This window comes from Fictibacillus tiangongensis, from assembly GCF_048083785.1.
In the GTDB taxonomy this organism is placed as follows: Bacteria; Bacillota; Bacilli; order Bacillales; family Fictibacillaceae; genus Fictibacillus.
Genome location: NZ_CP182294.1, coordinates 1029428 through 1046493, shown reverse-complemented (window position 1 = coordinate 1046493; position 17066 = coordinate 1029428). Strand labels below are relative to the sequence as shown.

Here is a 17066-nt window from a genome sequence, read left to right as displayed (position 1 = left end):
TTTACTAAGGAGTGGTGTTAAGGTTTGGTTAAGACTTTGTAAAGGTCTAAAGACTCATATGAAAGATCATCTCTATGCCATATCCCCCATGGTAGTTTTCACCTTTATGGATGAATCCCGCTTTTCTATAAAGAGATATCGCTGCATGGTTTGTTTCATGAACGGTTAATATAATTTCACTCTTATCCTTGTAATGTTCCTTCACGAGTTTCGGTAGTAATTGTAGAGAGTCTAGCGCAAATCCTCTCTTTTGAAACCTAGCATCGATCGAAAATGATTTTAATAGAATGGCCTGCTTATTATTCGTATACATATTGCCAGAACCATCTGTATATAAAGCAAACCAGCCTACAAGTTGTTGGTCAGCGTAAACGACAAATGGCTGATTAAATACATCTCTTTGAAACGTTTCAAGGACCTCAACAGGCATGGACGTATATAATGCTTGTTGTGGTGGTAAACAGTACTCAAGAGCAGCCTGAAAATCTTCACTTTCGTACTTTCTGATTTTCACGCATCCACCTCCATTCTTAGAGTTAATTGAAACAAGGAATTCACCATTAAACAAAGAATAAACTGTTATGTAGTGGATGAGAGGAACGGTGGAGGATGAAAAAGAAGCTTATTTTAGCTGCTGTTTTATTAATAGGTTTTGTTTCTGTTTTAACGATCTTCTTTAAAGATTCAGCTCCAACTTCAAGTACAAAGGGACCAACATCCAAAAAGGACGGAATCATTTATTCTGGAGAAAATGATTACTGGCAAGCGTTGTTTTCTAATGATAAAACAAATCAACTAAAGCTAACACATATCGAAGGTAAAAACATTCTACCGAAAGAACTAACATTCACACTTAGTACAGCTTATGGTCAAGAAAAAAAGCAAACAGAGATTGGCGCATATACCTTCTCGATGAATCAGTTTCCAAATCAAATAACCGTAACTTTTGATGGGGAAATTAAGAGTCTAAAAGAAAACAAAAAACTTGTACTAAAGATTACCGGAAAAGATCATTACCAATTTTTTAACCTTTATAAAGAAGAGTAATTATTTATTCTTAATCTCTTCTAGTAGAGCAATCATTTTTTCATTCTGCAAAATAACCGTCTCATTTTGTTTTCGTATTTTTGCCGCGTCGAACAAAAATACGATTAATATTATGAAAATAAAAAACTCCATTAATTTTAGTCACCTCTTTGTATGAAATAACTAAATATTAACATAAATATGTATCATTTTTTAGGAGAGAAAAAAATGAAGAACCAGACTTTATTTACAAATCCGCCTACTTTAGAAAATAAAGATATTAAGCTAATTCCATTAGAATTTGAACACTCTTCACCACTATTCCAAATTAATCACTCTGACAATTGGGCTTATATGCTAACTACAATCAACACCCAACAGGAAATGGATGACTGGGTCAGTAATGCGATACAGCTTCGAGAAGAAGGTTTTGCTCTACCTTTTGCAATTGTGAACAAGAGAAACGAGAAAATTGTAGGTACTACTCGTCTTTACGAAATAAATCCTACTCATCGTTCGTGTGAATTAGGCTCCACTTGGTACGGAAAAGATTATCAGCGTACATTCGTAAACTCTGCATGTAAGCAACTGCTTCTCACGTTCTGCTTTGAAACTTTAGATTTTATTCGTGTGCAATTTAAAACTGACGAGCGAAATGAGCGCTCACAAAAAGCGATTGAACGATTAGGTGCTGTAAAAGAGGGACTCATTAGGAACGAACGCATTCTCTCAAATGGCTATATTCGTAATGCCGTTTTGTATTCCATTACAAAAAAAGATTGGAAAACAGTAAAACAAGGTTTTATAGAGAGGGAAAATCGATATAGATCTATTTAGTAAAATCAAATTCTTTAAGAGAGATTATTTTTTAAAAAACTAACTGTCAGTAAGTCAATAAGTGAATCACCTCTTCCCCTATACCATGTAAGGGCTTCATTTAGAGACTCAGGTTCATACTCTAAAATTCATAAGATTTACCTCTTTCTTTTTACCTCTCACACCAGTTATTGTAAAGATAGAGAATTTAGAGGAATGGGGTTGAATTCATGATCAACGAAAACATCTGTAGACTTCTTGAAAAAGAACTCGTTGTGGCACTCGGGTGTACTGAACCAGTTGCAATTGCTCTCGCTTCTGCTACTGCCAAAAAATATATAAGCGAACCGGTAACGTCGATCTCTGTTAAAGCGAGCGGCAATGTTATCAAGAACGCTTTATCTGTAGGGATTCCCGGCATGAATCATACAGGTATCGATTTTACATCGGCTCTCGGTATGATTGCAGGAGATCCTGAAAAAGGTCTTCAAGTACTCGAAGGCGTTACGGTTAATGAGGAAGAAATAGCGGTTCGTTTCGTTCAGAGCGGAATGGTTTCAGTTGCAACTGCAGATGGTCCTGAAAAGCTATTTATTGAAGTCGAGTTAAAAACTTCATCAGAGGAAGCAATCGTTGTGATCTCGGGAGATCATACGAACATAAGCTTTATCTCTCAAAACGGAAGAGTACTAGTCGATGAATCAAGACCAGGGTCAACGTCTAGTTCTCATCAAGCTGATAATCCTGATTTAACCATTGAGGACCTTTATACGTTCATTACCGAAGTTCCACTACATCGATTGGATCTTGTTAAACGAAGTGTCGAGTTGAATTCTGCGATCTGCAAAGAAGGTCTTTTGAATGATTATGGTTTACGAGTGGGTAAAACGTTGTATGACCAAACAAAAAAGGGAATTCTTTCAGATGATCTAGCTACGTATAGTATGGCGCTATCTGCTGCAGGGTCTGACGCACGAATGGCTGGTTCTACTATGCCGGTAATGGCGAATTCTGGCAGTGGGAACCAAGGAATCGCTGTAACCATGCCTGTTGTGGCTGCAGCAGAAAAATTAGGTGCAACAGAAGAAAAGATGTTACGAGCTGTAACATTGAGCCACCTTCTTTCGATTCATATGAAATCAAAATTCGGACGGTTGTCTGCACTATGCGGTGTGACTGTCGCTGGTGCTAGTGCATCTGCTGCGATTACTTATTTGCTGGATGACAACTTAGATAAGATGAAAGCTGCTATACAGAACACATTAGGCAACGTTAGTGGAATGGTTTGTGATGGAGCCAAAGCCGGGTGCGCTATGAAAGTGGCAACATGTTCAAGTGCCGCTGTTCAATCGGCTGTCCTAGCATCGAACGGATTGTGTATCCCCTCTACAAACGGATTTATTGAAGAAGATGTTGAAAAGACGATAGAAAATTTCTGCAGATTAGGTGCTGAAACATCAAGTACAACCGATTCTGTACTTTTAGATATGATGGTGAATAAGCAACGGTAAGCACAAATGATTGGAATGATAATGAAAAGAGCTGATCTTGGATCAGCTCTTTGTTGTTTATTCTGTAACTGCGTGGTTTGATGAAATTTCCTTACAATCCGTGTTTTGGTCGACTGGTTCTTTCTTGAAACGACTGTTCCCTACTGATAAAGCAACAAAAATTTCCAATTCCGATAAAGATAAGTCCTGTTAAGAATACGCTCGAGAAAGAAGTTGACCAAACATATTTAATCGTTTCCATGACAGACGGTAATTAGAAACAGATGCCATATGTTAGTACTGTTCTGAATGTAAGCTTTAATAACAAACGGTCACCGATTTTACTTGCTGTAATATTTACACATTTCCCCCCTTCTCCATGTGTTAAAATTATCCATATAGAACATCGAGCAAAGGAGTTAAACAATTGGAGCACAATGTACTAATTGGTGAAGGGAGTACGGCACAGGTCGTAATACATTCTCCAACCGAAGTTGCAAAGATTTTTCATGATCACATATCTGATGATTTTGTTGAACATGAGTATTTGATCCATAAAAACATTCTTCAATCAGGGCTTCTGGTACCCGAAGTAAGATGGGGTAAACCGATTCCTGGAAAAAGAGCTTTGATTTATGAAAAAGTCGAGGGAATAACGTTAACAAAATTATTAGAATCTCAACCACAAAAAGCACTTCATTACTTAAAGAAGATGGCGACTCTTCAAAACAGCGTTCACGAAAAGAAATTATCTACTCTTCCTTCTCAATTTGAAGTTTTAAAACAAAAGATTATGTCAGTAAAAGAATTAAATGGGGATGACAAGAAAAGAATCAACAAAGGATTAGAAGCACTCCCCCTTAGTAATAGTCTATGCCATGGTGATTTTCATCCTGACAATATTTTAGTAACAAAAGACGAGTGCTTCTTTATCATTGACTGGTGTGATGCTACAAGTGGCAACCGTATGGCAGACTTAGCACGGACTCTCCTCATCTTGTGCTACGGGGGATTACAAGATCGCACATCTTTTCTAAATTTTAGAACTACTTTATATGCACGAAAACTTTTAGCTATGTATTATAGAAAAAGTTATACTAGACATTACCAGTTCTCCTTAAAACCATTAGCGAGCTGGATGGTTCCGATAGCTGCAGCACGATTAAGTGAAAATCTTCCTGATTTTGAAAAAAAGGTATTACTATCAATTATCAATAAAGGTTTATTAAGCAATTAATCGTTATGAAACCTCTGCCTCGTTAAAAACGTTGTTAGTAAATATAAAATGAAGTAAAGGAGAATTACATATGATATATGAAATGACCGTTCAAGTTCGTGTATCGAACATGGAAGATGGTCAAAAATATTATGAAACTCTGTTGAATCGTCGGCCTGACTTCACTCCACATGAAGGTTTCGCAGAATGGGAGCTGCTTCCTAACTGTTGGCTGCAAGTCGCTGAGGGGGACCCAGCTGTTGGCAACGGACCTCTTCGCCTAGGTGTGGTCGATCTCGAAGATGAGAAAAAACGATTGATGGACGTTTTACATGTGGAAGATTTTGAAATTTTTGAGCGTGTCGAAGTTCCTGTAAGATGGGCTACGTTTTCCGATCCTTGGGGAAACTCCTTAGGATTATTTGAATATAAGGATTCAGAAGCCATGAACGAAAAGCTTCGACAGGTAGTTAGGAGATAGTTATGAGAGTCATCATTTCATCCGTAATATCGGTACTTTGTGGAGCATTGTTCTTTTTTGCTATTCCTGGCGGGAATCCATTTAAGCTTGATCTACAAGGTGTGTTATTCGGTCTATTCTTTGGTATTGTTACAGCTCTTCCCTTTTTTCTTTTTTGCACACTGCCAATTGCTTTTATCATTGAATCTTCTAAAGATAGAATGAGGTTGAAATTCAGATTTCATCTGCTCTCATATGTGGCATTAAGTATTGTTTTTCTTTTGATATACCGTTTCACTATTTTCTATTGGGCTAAGTTTGAAGGACTGAATACGTTTGCTGTGTTTGGCTATGGAATCACTTGTTCAATCGGTTTTTGTTTAAGTTATGCGTTATTTAGACCTAGAAGAAAACGCGAACCCAAAGAGCCTAAAAAACCTACAGGTCCATCAGACGAAAGAAGATACAGAAGTAAAAGTACGGTTTGATAGAGAGGAAAGTGGGGATGAAGAAAAAAGGTGCTTTGAAGATTTTTTTAGGATTTATCCTTTTGTTCTTATTGATAAATTGGGTATTTCCTTATTCACCACTCAACATTTATAAATCAATTTCCTATGATGGAGATCAAGTACTCATTGATGATTATAGATCAGAATTAAAAGCATTCAAGCTGGAGTATGAACCTCGTCTCAAACAACAAAGGAAAGAAGAATTGATTAAAGACCTAACCACGAATGATATTGAATATCTATTACAAATGTATGAACTTCCTTGGTTGGTCGACAAAGATTCTATAACCATCACACGAAAATCGTTAACTGATATGGAGTTTGAAGTTAAGGATTCATTAGATATACTCATCAACCTTGCGTTTCAAGAGGAATATTCAGAAAGTACTAAGGTTTATTTGCAAAGTTTATTAACGGATACATTAAGTCTTGAAATGGAGATCGACGAACTGAAACACCATTCGAGTCTTCATTCACGAAGTACGATCGATCTGCAACTGCGGAATCTACATGTGCATTTCATCTCAAATTTCAGGATGCTATCTACTTTCTATAAGGAACATCTAAGGTCAAAACAAGAAGCTTGAGCAATTGGGCCCAAGCTTCTCTTTATTCTACCACTCTAACTTTAGACCAAACAGCTTCCCAATTCTTTTTCTTCACGCGCTCTGCATATTTTTTTCTTCGATCGTCAGTGCTTCTATAGCTGTCTGTTGGCCTTACTTCCATGCTTAGTACATCTTCAATTCCACATGGAGCAGCAAGAATGACTTCATCCTGATCATTTAGTCTAACACCAAGAGCAGTCACCGTTTCAGGAAATTTGGAGATTGCATCAACTGTTGACGTGTACGGTTTGAAATCATCATTGACGAGATGCATCCTCGCTTCGTTTTTTACAGACCACGGTAAATTTGGGATGAGTCCTAAAAGCATTTCCTCATACTTTTTTTCACTCTCTTTTTTGAGGTCTTCAGGATTGAAATAAACAACATCGATATCAGCCAGTCTTGTTCTTTCTTGAAAGCCATGAAGAGTATCCCAAACTTTAGAACGAACAAACCCTGCACATATCCACCAGTCTGGTAAATATAATGCTCTGGCAGCATGTAAAATTCGCATCATCCAATCATCATTTTTAATCATGTCTATTATGTATTGATGTTTGTCCAACTTCCACCCACTCTTTTCCTGTATATATATTTATGATACTACAATGAGTCATGTCTGTTATCTATACATCTTTCCAAACATAAACTAATTGACAATTTCCAAGAAAGCATAATAAGATAATAGTAACTTCATAACTCCTAAAGGGGAGTAGCTTTTACAATATAGTCGTCATTTCGGAGCTTCGTGCTCTCGGCTATATTGGCAACTTTATCGTTGTTAGCAAGACCTTTACCGTTCGGTTGGTAAGGGTCTTTTTTATATGTAAGACCTTTACCTGCTATTGGTAGAGGTCTTTTTTTATTTGTTACCAGGAGGTCGCTTTATGTAATTTGTTCTCGCTTCATTCATGCAACTATCATTTTTAAGGAGGAACCAAAATGGAACTATCTATCTTGTTAGAATATGGTTGGATCTTATTAGTCCTGATCGCATTAGAAGGCTTATTAGCAGCAGACAATGCACTGGTCTTAGCCATAATGGTAAAACACTTACCAGAAGAACAACGAAAAAAAGCATTATTCTATGGTTTGGTCGGTGCTTTCTTTTTCCGTTTCGCATCACTGTTTGCCATTTCATTCTTAGTCAACGTATGGCAGGTTCAAGCTATCGGGGCTGTCTATCTTTTATTCATCGCACTTAACCATATCTTCAGAAAAGTTGTGGTTAAAAAAGCAGATGATTCTACGGAAAAGTCTAACTCTGAAAAGAAGAAAGCTGGTTTTTGGACTACAGTATTAAAAGTTGAACTAGCTGACATCGCGTTTGCTGTGGATTCAATCTTAGCAGCAGTAGCATTAGCTGTGGCACTTCCCGATTCAGGTCTTCCGAACATCGGCGGTTTAGATGGCGGAAAGTTCTTTGTGATCTTTGCCGGTGGGTTGATTGGCCTCATTATCATGCGTTTTGCTGCTAACTTTTTTGTTAAGCTTCTACAATCCAAGCCAGGGCTTGAAATTGCAGCCTTCCTTATCGTAGGTTGGGTTGGGGTTAAGTTGGCCGTATACACACTCGCACACCCTGACTTATCAATCCTCTCTGAAGGTTTCGCAAAGTCACCAGAGTGGAAAATCACGTTTTATGTTGTTCTCATCTTAATCGCTGTTGGCGGTTGGTTTCTCTCTAAAGAAAAATCCCCACAATCACAAGCTGAATAATTGCAAAAAAAGAGGAGCTTACAATAGCTCCTCTTCCTTGTTTATCGTTTTCGTACGGAATCCCCTTCGATCAGACTTACGTTGATTCTCTCATGCTCAGGACTATGCTTTTTTTGTATTAAATTCAGCAGCAGTTCTGAAGCTAATGCTCCCCATTTATGCTTCGAATAGTTGATCGTCGCAAGTCTCGGTTGAATATATTGAGACACTTCAATATTATCAAAACCGATAATATGAACATCTTCACCAATGCGTAGATTCGTTCGGCTAAAATAATTATACATACCGATCGCCATCTCATCATTCAAACAAAACACACCTACAGGCTCTGTAAAGCCTTGATGAATCTTCTTTCCTGCTTCTTCACCTGAATGCTTGTTAAAATCACCATCGATCTCGATATACTCAATATGCGAATAGCGTTGTACCGCTTTTTGTACAGCTTCTAACCGCTGCCTCGCATCAAAAGAGATATCGGGACCTTTAACAACACAGATCTTCCGATGACCTTTTTCAGCTAGATAATCGATCGCGAGTGTAGCCCCAGCTTTATTATCAAGCAGTACTTGAGAGATGTTTGGATGATCCATTCTCCGATCCATCACGACCAGCTTATGTCCTCGTTCCGCGTGACTTAACAATTCTTTCGTTTCATAAGTAGCGTCAAGTATAATTGCCCCATCGATCATCCGCTCAGGAAGAAAACGATGCGACTCTTTGCCGCTACAGACAATAAGCTCATAGCCATTCTCGCTCAATGTCTCCATCATTCCTTGCAGAAGCTGACCATAAAAAGCACCACTATAATTCGTTAAATAGATTCCGATGATTTTTGTTTCTTGTTTTTTTAAAGAGCGAGCGGCTGCGCTAGGAATATAATTAAGTTCTTTAGCGATCGCCAATATTCGCGCTGATGTTTCCTTCGTAACTTTCGGACTTCCGTTCAAGGCATAGGAGACCGTGGAAATGGAAACACCTGCTTGTTTTGCAATGTCTTTAATACTTACCAACGAACTTCTCTCCTATCTCTCATGTTGCAAACGTTTCCTTTATTATAACGAATGGTTATGAATAAATCTCTACGGTATTCACGTCTGCTGACAATTTATTTATAAATTCAGAGCGATTCACGCTCACACCACCATCTCGATAGATGTTCTGATACGTATTACTCTGTACTTCTTGGCCATTAACGATGAGTCGATTCGTTTCTTCACCGCGGTCTCGGAATACCATTTTGACAGTTTTTCCGTCTATCATATACTGCAATTCAAGGCCGTTCATTTCTTCTGTTAATATCGGATCAATGATTAGGTTCTCCCCTTGTGGGCGAATACCTAAACAATTTGAGATCAACTGGTTCATGTAGATTCCAGGACCAGAAGAATAGATTCTCCATCCACCTTTAACTTTGGCTTCACCATCTTTTAGTTCGCCAAAACGTTCTTGTGCTTCATAGCGAGTTTTAAAATCACCATCAGAACTTGAGAAATAAGCATTACTCTGACGTCGTTCTGCATTTGGAACTTTTTCTTGAATCATAACAGGATTAATCTTCTCTAATCCACTCCACACTTCTTCTTTTTTACCTAGCTTCGCCATCGCTTCAACAAAACGAATATGAGCATGAACATATTGAAGCCCAATCTCACGCCCGAAGTTCGATGCTTGTTCAGCACGTTTGAAATGCGTACTCACACCGCCTCTATAATGAGCAGGTTTGTCCATCAATCTTACGCCATCTGGGCAATAAAATTTATCCATGATCAGATCAAGGTGCTGTTCCGCTTGTTCAGGTGTTAACAATTCTGCGATCATACTGCGCGTCATCGGTAATAGACGGTAGTTGATACCTGTCGTATTATCACTAGGATGAAGCATCAGTTTTGGTGATTTTGGATTCTCCATGTAAACAAATCCAGGGATTACATCCGTGCCTAACATATGTTCTTGATAGTCTGCCTGAATATTTTTAGCGAGCTCGCTCAGTTTTGCAGCTTCTTCTTCGTCCACATGCTGTAATTGCTGGGAGAACTGAGTCATAACTTGATACGTTAATGCAACCGTCCATGAACTTACCATGTATTTTTTAAGCTGTGGATTTGCAGGTTGAAGCGTATCATCCCAATCACCGTCTCCATATGAGGAAAGGTGTGTATCATGCAAAAAGTTCTCTCTCATGTAACCGATCTGTTTTTGAATATGCTGTAATAATGTTTCTTTTTGCTCAGTAAAATTGAAGTCACGGTTAGACGTGTAAGGTACTTCTGCACGTAAAATATCAAAATCATTCGTAGCAGCAAGGTAATCAGTCACTAACTTCAGTGGCCATACGATAATATCTCCATGTGAATCATCTTGCTGGATTTTGAAGTATTGATCAAACATGAACCATTGTGGCCAGTTACCCGTCTCATCAAACTGATGAGAATATACCGTAAGCAAGATGTCTTTTACTGCACCATAATGCTGAGTTGCTAAGAAGTATTCAGCAGGTCCTTGGCAAACATCACGAGTTCCCCAGGCTGCTCCCCCATATTGCTCCAAACCATGCGGAACAGAATAGTGAATCAGCATGTTGTGCGTGTACCAATGCGCTAACGCGTTCATCTTCTGAAGATCGTGTGTCTCGACTCCATCCTTCGTCAAACGGAATCCACGGTTCGTGTTTTGTATAAATGTACGGTAACACTCGATTTCCGTTTCAATCGTCTTACTTGTAAACGGAATCTTCTTCCCATCGATCAACCCTTGATGAGAGATGCCCCACTCATTTGTTTGTTCAAGATCGCAAACCACAAGAGAAGCAGATCCACGATCCATGCTTTCACCAAAGATTTTCTCGTCTGTTACGCTCCACTCGGTTCCCGTAATCTTCATTCGATAACTTAAATTTTCATACGTTTTCGCACTGTCTGAAGCAGCATCTGCGAAGAACGAAAGAACGCCATCTTCTTTTTCCATCTTAAATGGCACTTCGTATTCTTGATTGTTCAAAGATACTTGGTTCGTCACAACGAATCGGTATGATTTACTGCTGAGGGTCTTAACGTGCAGCTCAACTTCCGGGGTATCGACAGTTGTGTAGTTAGTGATGATGAACGTCTCATCTTCCGTCTTATAGAACCAGCGCGTATAGTTAAAGCCCATCTCGAACAACGAAGGCATCGTTAATAGTTTCAGCTTTCCATCTAACTCAACATAGATTCGTTGACCCGATGTTTTCATAACATTCAACGCATTACGGGCATTCGTCATCATCTTATGAAATGAAGTGTTTCCTACTACTAATTGTGAATTAAAGATTCCATACATATAAGAAGTAGTCGTGATCGTGTCCTCTTTTAATGACACGTTATCTCCCGTAACGAGAATATGTCCATGAGGTCGCTCTACGATTCTTTCTTTTTCTTTTAAAACGATATGTTCATAGGTCGGTGTAAAAAAGGATAGAAGCGTTTCTCCCTCATATTCTTCTAAAATACGCTCTGGGAAAAGAGCTGCCACTTCTTTCATTGAAAGATCCACTGTTTTTAATGTTCCGTCAAACTGGTCATTACGGTTGATCTTTTCAAGTGTAGTCGTATCTTTTTTGGGTTGAGCTTGAACATCATTCCAAGCTGTCATTATCTCATCCTTAAAATCAATAGACGTAACAGCTTCCTGATGATCCTCTTTAAAGCATCCATAAAAATTGATGTGATGTTTACCATCAAGTTCAACTCGCTCTGATTGAAGTGCAATATATGCGAATTCGTATTGGTACACTTCACTATCTAAGTTTTCTTTATAAAGTGCTTGTGGAACATCCGTTTCTTTATATGAAGTACCGAAGAATTGAAAACCATCTGTTATATAGCCAATAGATTTCGTTAAAGATCCTTGTTGCAGGTAAGGAAAGGCTTTTCCATTAGGCTGATTTTGACGCGAACAGATGACATAACCCAGCTTCTCATCTTCAAATACTCCATGATCTACATACTGAGCGATGAATGCTTCATTTGTTCGAACAGCTCCTATATGAGCAAGCCCTACGTCTTGGCCATAAATAATATCAGCTTTCTCTGCCTTCCCTTGGAGTTCAATATCCCAGAACCAGATACCATTTTCTTTTAATGAAAAAGTGACTGCATAAGAGATGTCTTGAAATGTACCTCTCCAAAAAACTTGATTCTCACTATACGAAACGATACTGTTCGATTTACTACCTAAAAGTGGAGTTACTTGAATACCCTCATTGTTAAAGACACGTAAATAAAGATTGTTTAAAGAACCATCGATCGGATTACTCATCCATTGGTTGATCATCGTATCATGGTGGGAAGCTTTGTAGATATCACCAGTACTTAAGAACGAAAATGTAAAGTCACCAGCTTTAATCGTGATGTTCCCTTTCGTTAAGGTTGTCATTGTCTATCCCTCAATTCGTATATAATGGCTATTTTGTTTTTAGGCTTACTGAATTACAATTTTTGTTGAAATAAACATGAAACTTTCAAACTCTATTTGAATAAAAGAAAGCATTTTATCGAAACGTTTCAATTGAATTCAAGAGAGTTCCAAGGTTTTTGAACCTCATACTGTTATCTTCTACATGCCCTTTTATAACAAGGAAAATAGTATATAAAACCTTATGTTTCAAACATTTTATGGAAGCTAACCTCTTTTTGAAAATTCCATGTTGTAAACGATTACAACTTGAATTATAATGTGCTTATCGAAACGTTTCAACAATAATCTCAAAGAAAATTCGGGAATAATAAAAATTGATTGCTTTCACAGGCAAATAATAGGGGGAACTCACATGAAAAAACGCTGGTTTAAAAAATCAATGGTTACGTCAATGGTTGGTGCACTTGTCCTATCTGGTGTATTAGCTGGCTGCTCTTCAGGTTCAGAAGATGGAAAAACGACAATTACGGTTTGGGGAATGGGTGAAGAAGCAAAATCACTTCCTAAGATTGCTGAAGAATTTGAAAAAGAAAATCCAAAAATTGATGTTAAAGTGCAAGCTCTTCCTTGGGATCAAGCACACGATAAGCTTTTAACAGCAGTTGCTTCTAAAAAAGGGCCAGATGTTGTTCAGATGGGTACAACTTGGATTCCGGAATTTGCATCAGCTGGAGCATTAAAAGATTTAACACCTCATGTTAAAGATTACCCGGAACTAGATCCAAAACATTTCTTTGAAGGTTCTGTTGAAACGACTAAGTTTGATGACAAAATGGTTGGTGTACCTTGGTACGTTGATACTCGATTGCTCTACTATCGTACAGATTTGCTCGAGAAAGCTGGATTTAAAGAAGCTCCAAAAACATGGGACGAGTTGAAGGAAGCTGCTGATAAGCTAGCTGACCGTGGAAAAGGGAAATATGGAATTTCGATCGATGCTAAAGAACAAAGCTTGTCATTCATGTTCGCACGCCAAAACGGCGCAGAACTATTAGGAGCAAACAATGATCCTAAATTCAATGATCCTAAGTTCGTGGAAGCGGTTGAGTACTTGAACAGCTTCTATGAAAGCGGAGCAGCTCCAAAAGAAGAACTAGGAATGGACATCGTTCAAGGTTTCCGTGGTGACGGGATCCTGCCAATGTTCATCAGTGGTCCTTGGATGATCAAGCTGATCAACGACCAAGCTCCTGAGCTTAAAGGTAAATGGGGTACGGCTGTTCTTCCGGCAAAAGAAAATAACATTTCAGCACTAGGTGGATCTAACCTTTCTGTATTCGAACATACGAAACACGAAAAAGAAGCGTTAAAATTCGCAGCATATATGAGCAAGCCTGAAACACAATTAAAATGGATGGAGATGACAAATTCCCTTCCAGCAACACAAAAAGCATGGGAAGACGAGTCTCTTACTGAAAATGAATTTTACAAAGCGTTTGGTGAACAGATGGAAGCTTCACAACCGATGCCTGTTATTAAGCAATGGGAAGAAATCGCTCAATCTTATTTAAAGAGCTTTGAGAAGATTTACAGAGGCGGAGCAGATGTTCAGAAGGAATTGGATAACTTCGACAAAAAAGCGGAAGAGATCTTAAAGAAATAAATCCTGTTGATCCGGGGTATAACGAGCAGGTTATCCTGCTCGTTCCCTTTTTATCATCAACACGGGTAACGATGAAGGATGTGAAAACATGAAAAGCTATTCAAAAACGACTCCTTACCTCTTCATTGGACCAGCACTTCTATTATTGGCTTTATTCTCTCTTTTTCCCATTGTTCTTGCATTGGTGATTAGTTTTACAGATATTGACCTAGCTGGACTTGCAGACTATTCAAATATTAGCTTTATTGGAATCGAAAACTATATAAACATCTTTAAAGATCCTATTTTTCTAAAATCGATTGGTAACACTGTCTTTTATGTCGTATTTGGTGTTCCTCTCGTTATCGCATGTTCACTTGGTATCGCTCTTTTGATCAACTTCGGTACAGCGCGCATCTTCAAGGCTTTTCGTCTTGTTTTTTATATGCCTTCAATCACAAACGTTGTAGCAGTAGCTGTTGTGTGGACGTACCTATACAACCCGCAGTTCGGTCTGTTCAACTATCTGCTCGGACTTGTAGGCATACCTGCCATACCTTGGTTACAGGATCCAACGATCGCCAAGGGATCATTGATCGCATTAGCCGTTTGGCGCGCGATCGGTGTGAACATGATTATTTTCTTAGCAGCTTTACAAGGTATTCCGAAAACGTATTATGAAGCCGCTCAATTAGACGGTGCGAACAACTGGAAACAGCTTACGAAGATTACGATTCCTCTTCTTCGTTACGCTATTTTCTTCGTGTCGATCACAACGATGATCGGATGGATTCAGTTCTTCGAAGAACCATTCGTTATGACGAACGGCGGACCGCTGGATAGCACCACTTCTGTTGCGCTCTTCATCTACCGCAACGGATTCCAGCTCAGCAACTTCGGTTATGCCGCTGCAGGATCATTCGTCCTGTTTGTAACCATTATCATCATCACGATGATTCAGTTCCGATTGCAAAAGAAAGATACCGATATTTAGGACGTGAGGTGAGAACATGAAATCAAAAGTATCTGATGCGAAGAAAGCATACAAAATTCAGCAATGGATCGCAGGAATCGTCTTAACACTTGGCGGCCTTTTAGTTGCCATCCCATTTATTTGGATGATCCTTTCTGCTTTCAAACCTGAAAGTGAAGTCCTTCAGCTCACACCGACTCTGTGGCCTGAAACCTTTACTACGGAGAACTTCGTCTACCTGTTTGAGAACATGAACTTTGGTGTTTATTTGCGAAATACGATCATCATCGTCCTCTGTTCTTTCGTCGGACTTTTCTTTAATGCGATGGCTGGATATGCGTTTGCGAAGTACAAGTTCAAAGGAAGAGAAAAGCTTTTCTACCTTGTCTTAGCAACCATGATGATCCCAGGACAAGTAACGATGATCCCTGTTTATTTAATCTTAAACCAGATGGGGTTGACGAACACGATGGCAGGTGTCGTTCTGCCAGGATTAGTCGGTGCATTCAGCATCTTCTTATTCCGTCAGTTCATGTCTACCATCCCGGACGAACTGCTTGAAGCCGCTCGTCTAGATGGGGCAAGTGAGTTCCGCGTGTTCATGCAGCTCGTTCTGCCTATTTCCAAACCAATCATGGCCGTTCAAGGAATTCTAACGTTTATCGCAGGCTGGAACAGCTTCTTATGGCCGTTGATCATCGCGAACGATGAAAGCTTGTACACATTGTCTGTTGGTTTAAGTCTTCTAAAAGGACAGTATGGAGGAAACTTCGCGTTGCAGATGGCCGGATCAACGTTCATGGTTGTTCCAATCGTCATCATCTTCATCATCTTCCAAAAGCACATTATCGAAGGCTATACCATTTCAGGAATGAAATAGAAAATTGGCTTTGAAGAACCCTCGATTCAAATATGTAATCGGGGGTTCTTTTTGTTTTTATTTGTCTACTTTTTGGAGCTTGGTTTTCTTTCTATAATGAAGATGGATGAGGATTGCAAATATGAATCCTGAAGCATAAACAATATCATTTAGGATGCTGTTGAAATGATACATTTTTGAAAAGATAGAGTACAGAAACAGGATTCCAGTTAATATTAAAAAAGCGTTTAATCTTTTCTCCGATGTTTTCTTCATATGTACCTCCACTACCATCATGTAAGAAGATGAATCTTTGTCGAAAAGCCTATAAATTATTTTGAGGGACTATAAAAATTTTTGAAGGACCATAAATATTTACAAAGGCCTACAAATTTATTTGAAGGACTATAAATCAAGAACTACGGCCTATAAATCGAAAATTGCTCAATTATCTTATTTCAAAATTCCACTCTCAATTCAGTACTCCTACCCCCAACCCTCAAGCTCTGACAATAAAACACCTTTTTTCTTTACTAACAAACTAAAATGGCGCTCAAAACCACTCACTGTTGTTAGCATCCTATCCGAGAAAGAGAACTTATATATTCTTTTATAATTTCCTTTAAGAGAAAAATAGATGCTCTCATCTTCTGGAGTAAAGATCATAGATAACTGAGTAGGATAGTCACCTTCCCATTGAGCAGTTTGCTTCAGAATGGTTAAGCCCTGTTCAACGGAAAAGTTACCTCTTCTGTTTGACAATTCAGCATATGCCGCCTGATACCGATCACTTCCTGGTCCTTGCAATGCCGAATCTTCATGTTCCATTGCATCTCGAACTGAAAAATTTGTAAGAATCATAAAGTCATCCTCTAGCTGATCTGTGTCTATATATTTTTTTCCTGGCTCTACAATGAATGACTTTTTGTTAGGAGCAACTATCAAGCTTTGAACACTGTAATCTGGAACATTTACGATTTCTTTTTCTTGAAAATATGTAGGTAACACTGTCGTTTTTACTTTTTCAGACAACACTTCATCGAAAAGTCTCATCATATGAACAGAGTTCCTGTTTCTCTTATATTTGCCCTCTTCATTCGGGTTTACCATATGAAGGTTCATGAAGATACCCTTTCTATTAAAGCCAATGGCCGGTAAGAAACGGTCGCCTTCTTGTTGGAGAATAAAGAGCTGATGGACACCTGATATGGCCATTTTAATCGGCCGCTCTGACAGATCAAAGTTCATTCCTATATACGTTCGATCTTCATGCAAAACAAAACTTGTACACATTGTTTCTTCACTCCACATTGAAATTTTGCAGCTAAATAAATGGTACGCACAACTGTCTTAGAA

General features: G+C 38.6%; 18 protein-coding genes. 11 read left to right on the top strand and 7 right to left on the bottom strand.

Annotation, left to right across the window (positions count from 1 at the left end):
• Positions 1 to 46: 46 nt before the first annotated feature.
• Positions 47 to 514 carry a GNAT family N-acetyltransferase gene (locus ACNJYY_RS05730; protein WP_416730923.1) on the bottom strand — a complete coding sequence of 156 codons (468 nt, stop codon included), beginning with the start codon at positions 512 to 514 and terminating at the stop codon, positions 47 to 49.
• Between the two features lie 95 nt (positions 515 to 609).
• Here ACNJYY_RS05730 and ACNJYY_RS05725 point away from each other — a divergent pair, with 95 nt between their 5' ends.
• Positions 610 to 1047 carry a hypothetical protein gene (locus tag ACNJYY_RS05725; protein WP_416730922.1) on the top strand — a complete coding sequence of 146 codons (438 nt, stop codon included), beginning with the start codon at positions 610 to 612 and terminating at the stop codon, positions 1045 to 1047.
• On the opposite strand, the gene ACNJYY_RS05720 is transcribed toward ACNJYY_RS05725, so the two are convergent.
• Complete coding sequence (locus ACNJYY_RS05720; protein WP_255520063.1) at positions 1048 to 1179, bottom strand: hypothetical protein; 132 nt, start codon at positions 1177 to 1179, stop codon at positions 1048 to 1050.
• A gap of 75 nt (positions 1180 to 1254) precedes the next feature.
• On the opposite strand from ACNJYY_RS05720, the gene ACNJYY_RS05715 reads away from it, so the two are divergent.
• The 6 genes from ACNJYY_RS05715 to ACNJYY_RS05690 all read left to right on the top strand — a co-directional run bounded on the left by ACNJYY_RS05715 (position 1255) and on the right by ACNJYY_RS05690 (position 6104).
• Complete coding sequence (locus tag ACNJYY_RS05715) at positions 1255 to 1863, top strand: GNAT family N-acetyltransferase (RefSeq protein WP_416730921.1); 609 nt, start codon at positions 1255 to 1257, stop codon at positions 1861 to 1863.
• Positions 1864 to 2072: 209 nt separating this feature from the next.
• On the top strand, positions 2073 to 3353 hold the full coding sequence (locus ACNJYY_RS05710; RefSeq protein WP_416730920.1) for a serine dehydratase subunit alpha family protein: 1281 nt from the start codon (positions 2073 to 2075) through the stop codon (positions 3351 to 3353).
• 406 nt (positions 3354 to 3759) lie between these two features.
• Positions 3760 to 4569, top strand: a complete 810-nt coding sequence (locus tag ACNJYY_RS05705; RefSeq protein ID WP_416730919.1) for a phosphotransferase family protein — start codon at positions 3760 to 3762, stop codon at positions 4567 to 4569.
• Positions 4570 to 4639: 70 nt separating this feature from the next.
• Positions 4640 to 5029, top strand: coding sequence for a VOC family protein (locus tag ACNJYY_RS05700; protein ID WP_416730918.1), 390 nt, complete (start codon positions 4640 to 4642; stop codon positions 5027 to 5029).
• 2 nt (positions 5030 to 5031) lie between these two features.
• The gene (locus ACNJYY_RS05695) at positions 5032 to 5496 is read left to right on the top strand and encodes a hypothetical protein (RefSeq protein WP_416730917.1); all 465 of its coding nucleotides are present in this window, start codon (positions 5032 to 5034) and stop codon (positions 5494 to 5496) included.
• 17 nt (positions 5497 to 5513) lie between these two features.
• Positions 5514 to 6104: a hypothetical protein gene (locus ACNJYY_RS05690; protein ID WP_416730916.1), complete on the top strand. Its 591-nt coding sequence runs from the start codon at positions 5514 to 5516 to the stop codon at positions 6102 to 6104.
• A 22-nt stretch (positions 6105 to 6126) separates the two neighbouring features.
• Here ACNJYY_RS05690 and ACNJYY_RS05685 read toward each other — a convergent pair whose 3' ends face one another.
• Positions 6127 to 6690, bottom strand: coding sequence for a nucleotidyltransferase family protein (locus ACNJYY_RS05685; protein WP_416730915.1), 564 nt, complete (start codon positions 6688 to 6690; stop codon positions 6127 to 6129).
• Between the two features lie 377 nt (positions 6691 to 7067).
• Between ACNJYY_RS05685 and ACNJYY_RS05680 the strand changes: the two genes are divergently transcribed.
• The gene (locus ACNJYY_RS05680; RefSeq protein WP_416730914.1) at positions 7068 to 7844 is read left to right on the top strand and encodes a TerC family protein; all 777 of its coding nucleotides are present in this window, start codon (positions 7068 to 7070) and stop codon (positions 7842 to 7844) included.
• Between the two features lie 41 nt (positions 7845 to 7885).
• Here the strand turns inward: ACNJYY_RS05680 and ACNJYY_RS05675 are convergent, their stop codons facing one another.
• The gene (locus ACNJYY_RS05675; protein ID WP_416730913.1) at positions 7886 to 8854 is read right to left on the bottom strand and encodes a LacI family DNA-binding transcriptional regulator; all 969 of its coding nucleotides are present in this window, start codon (positions 8852 to 8854) and stop codon (positions 7886 to 7888) included.
• A 55-nt stretch (positions 8855 to 8909) separates the two neighbouring features.
• Positions 8910 to 12254 (bottom strand): GH36-type glycosyl hydrolase domain-containing protein, encoded by a 3345-nt coding sequence (locus tag ACNJYY_RS05670; protein WP_416730912.1) that lies wholly within the window; start codon positions 12252 to 12254, stop codon positions 8910 to 8912.
• 394 nt (positions 12255 to 12648) lie between these two features.
• Here ACNJYY_RS05670 and ACNJYY_RS05665 point away from each other — a divergent pair, with 394 nt between their 5' ends.
• From ACNJYY_RS05665 to ACNJYY_RS05655, 3 genes are all read left to right on the top strand, one after another.
• Positions 12649 to 13899 (top strand): sugar ABC transporter substrate-binding protein, encoded by a 1251-nt coding sequence (locus ACNJYY_RS05665; RefSeq protein ID WP_416730911.1) that lies wholly within the window; start codon positions 12649 to 12651, stop codon positions 13897 to 13899.
• An 88-nt stretch (positions 13900 to 13987) separates the two neighbouring features.
• Positions 13988 to 14872, top strand: coding sequence for a carbohydrate ABC transporter permease (locus tag ACNJYY_RS05660; protein WP_066392036.1), 885 nt, complete (start codon positions 13988 to 13990; stop codon positions 14870 to 14872).
• Positions 14873 to 14888: 16 nt separating this feature from the next.
• Entirely contained in the window at positions 14889 to 15731 is an 843-nt protein-coding gene (locus ACNJYY_RS05655; protein ID WP_416730910.1) for a carbohydrate ABC transporter permease, read from the top strand.
• A 57-nt stretch (positions 15732 to 15788) separates the two neighbouring features.
• On the opposite strand, the gene ACNJYY_RS05650 is transcribed toward ACNJYY_RS05655, so the two are convergent.
• Both ACNJYY_RS05650 and ACNJYY_RS05645 read right to left on the bottom strand, forming a co-directional pair.
• Positions 15789 to 15986, bottom strand: a complete 198-nt coding sequence (locus ACNJYY_RS05650) for a hypothetical protein (protein ID WP_197222201.1) — start codon at positions 15984 to 15986, stop codon at positions 15789 to 15791.
• 210 nt (positions 15987 to 16196) lie between these two features.
• Positions 16197 to 17003 carry a hypothetical protein gene (locus ACNJYY_RS05645; RefSeq protein ID WP_416730909.1) on the bottom strand — a complete coding sequence of 269 codons (807 nt, stop codon included), beginning with the start codon at positions 17001 to 17003 and terminating at the stop codon, positions 16197 to 16199.
• Positions 17004 to 17066: the final 63 nt, after the last annotated feature.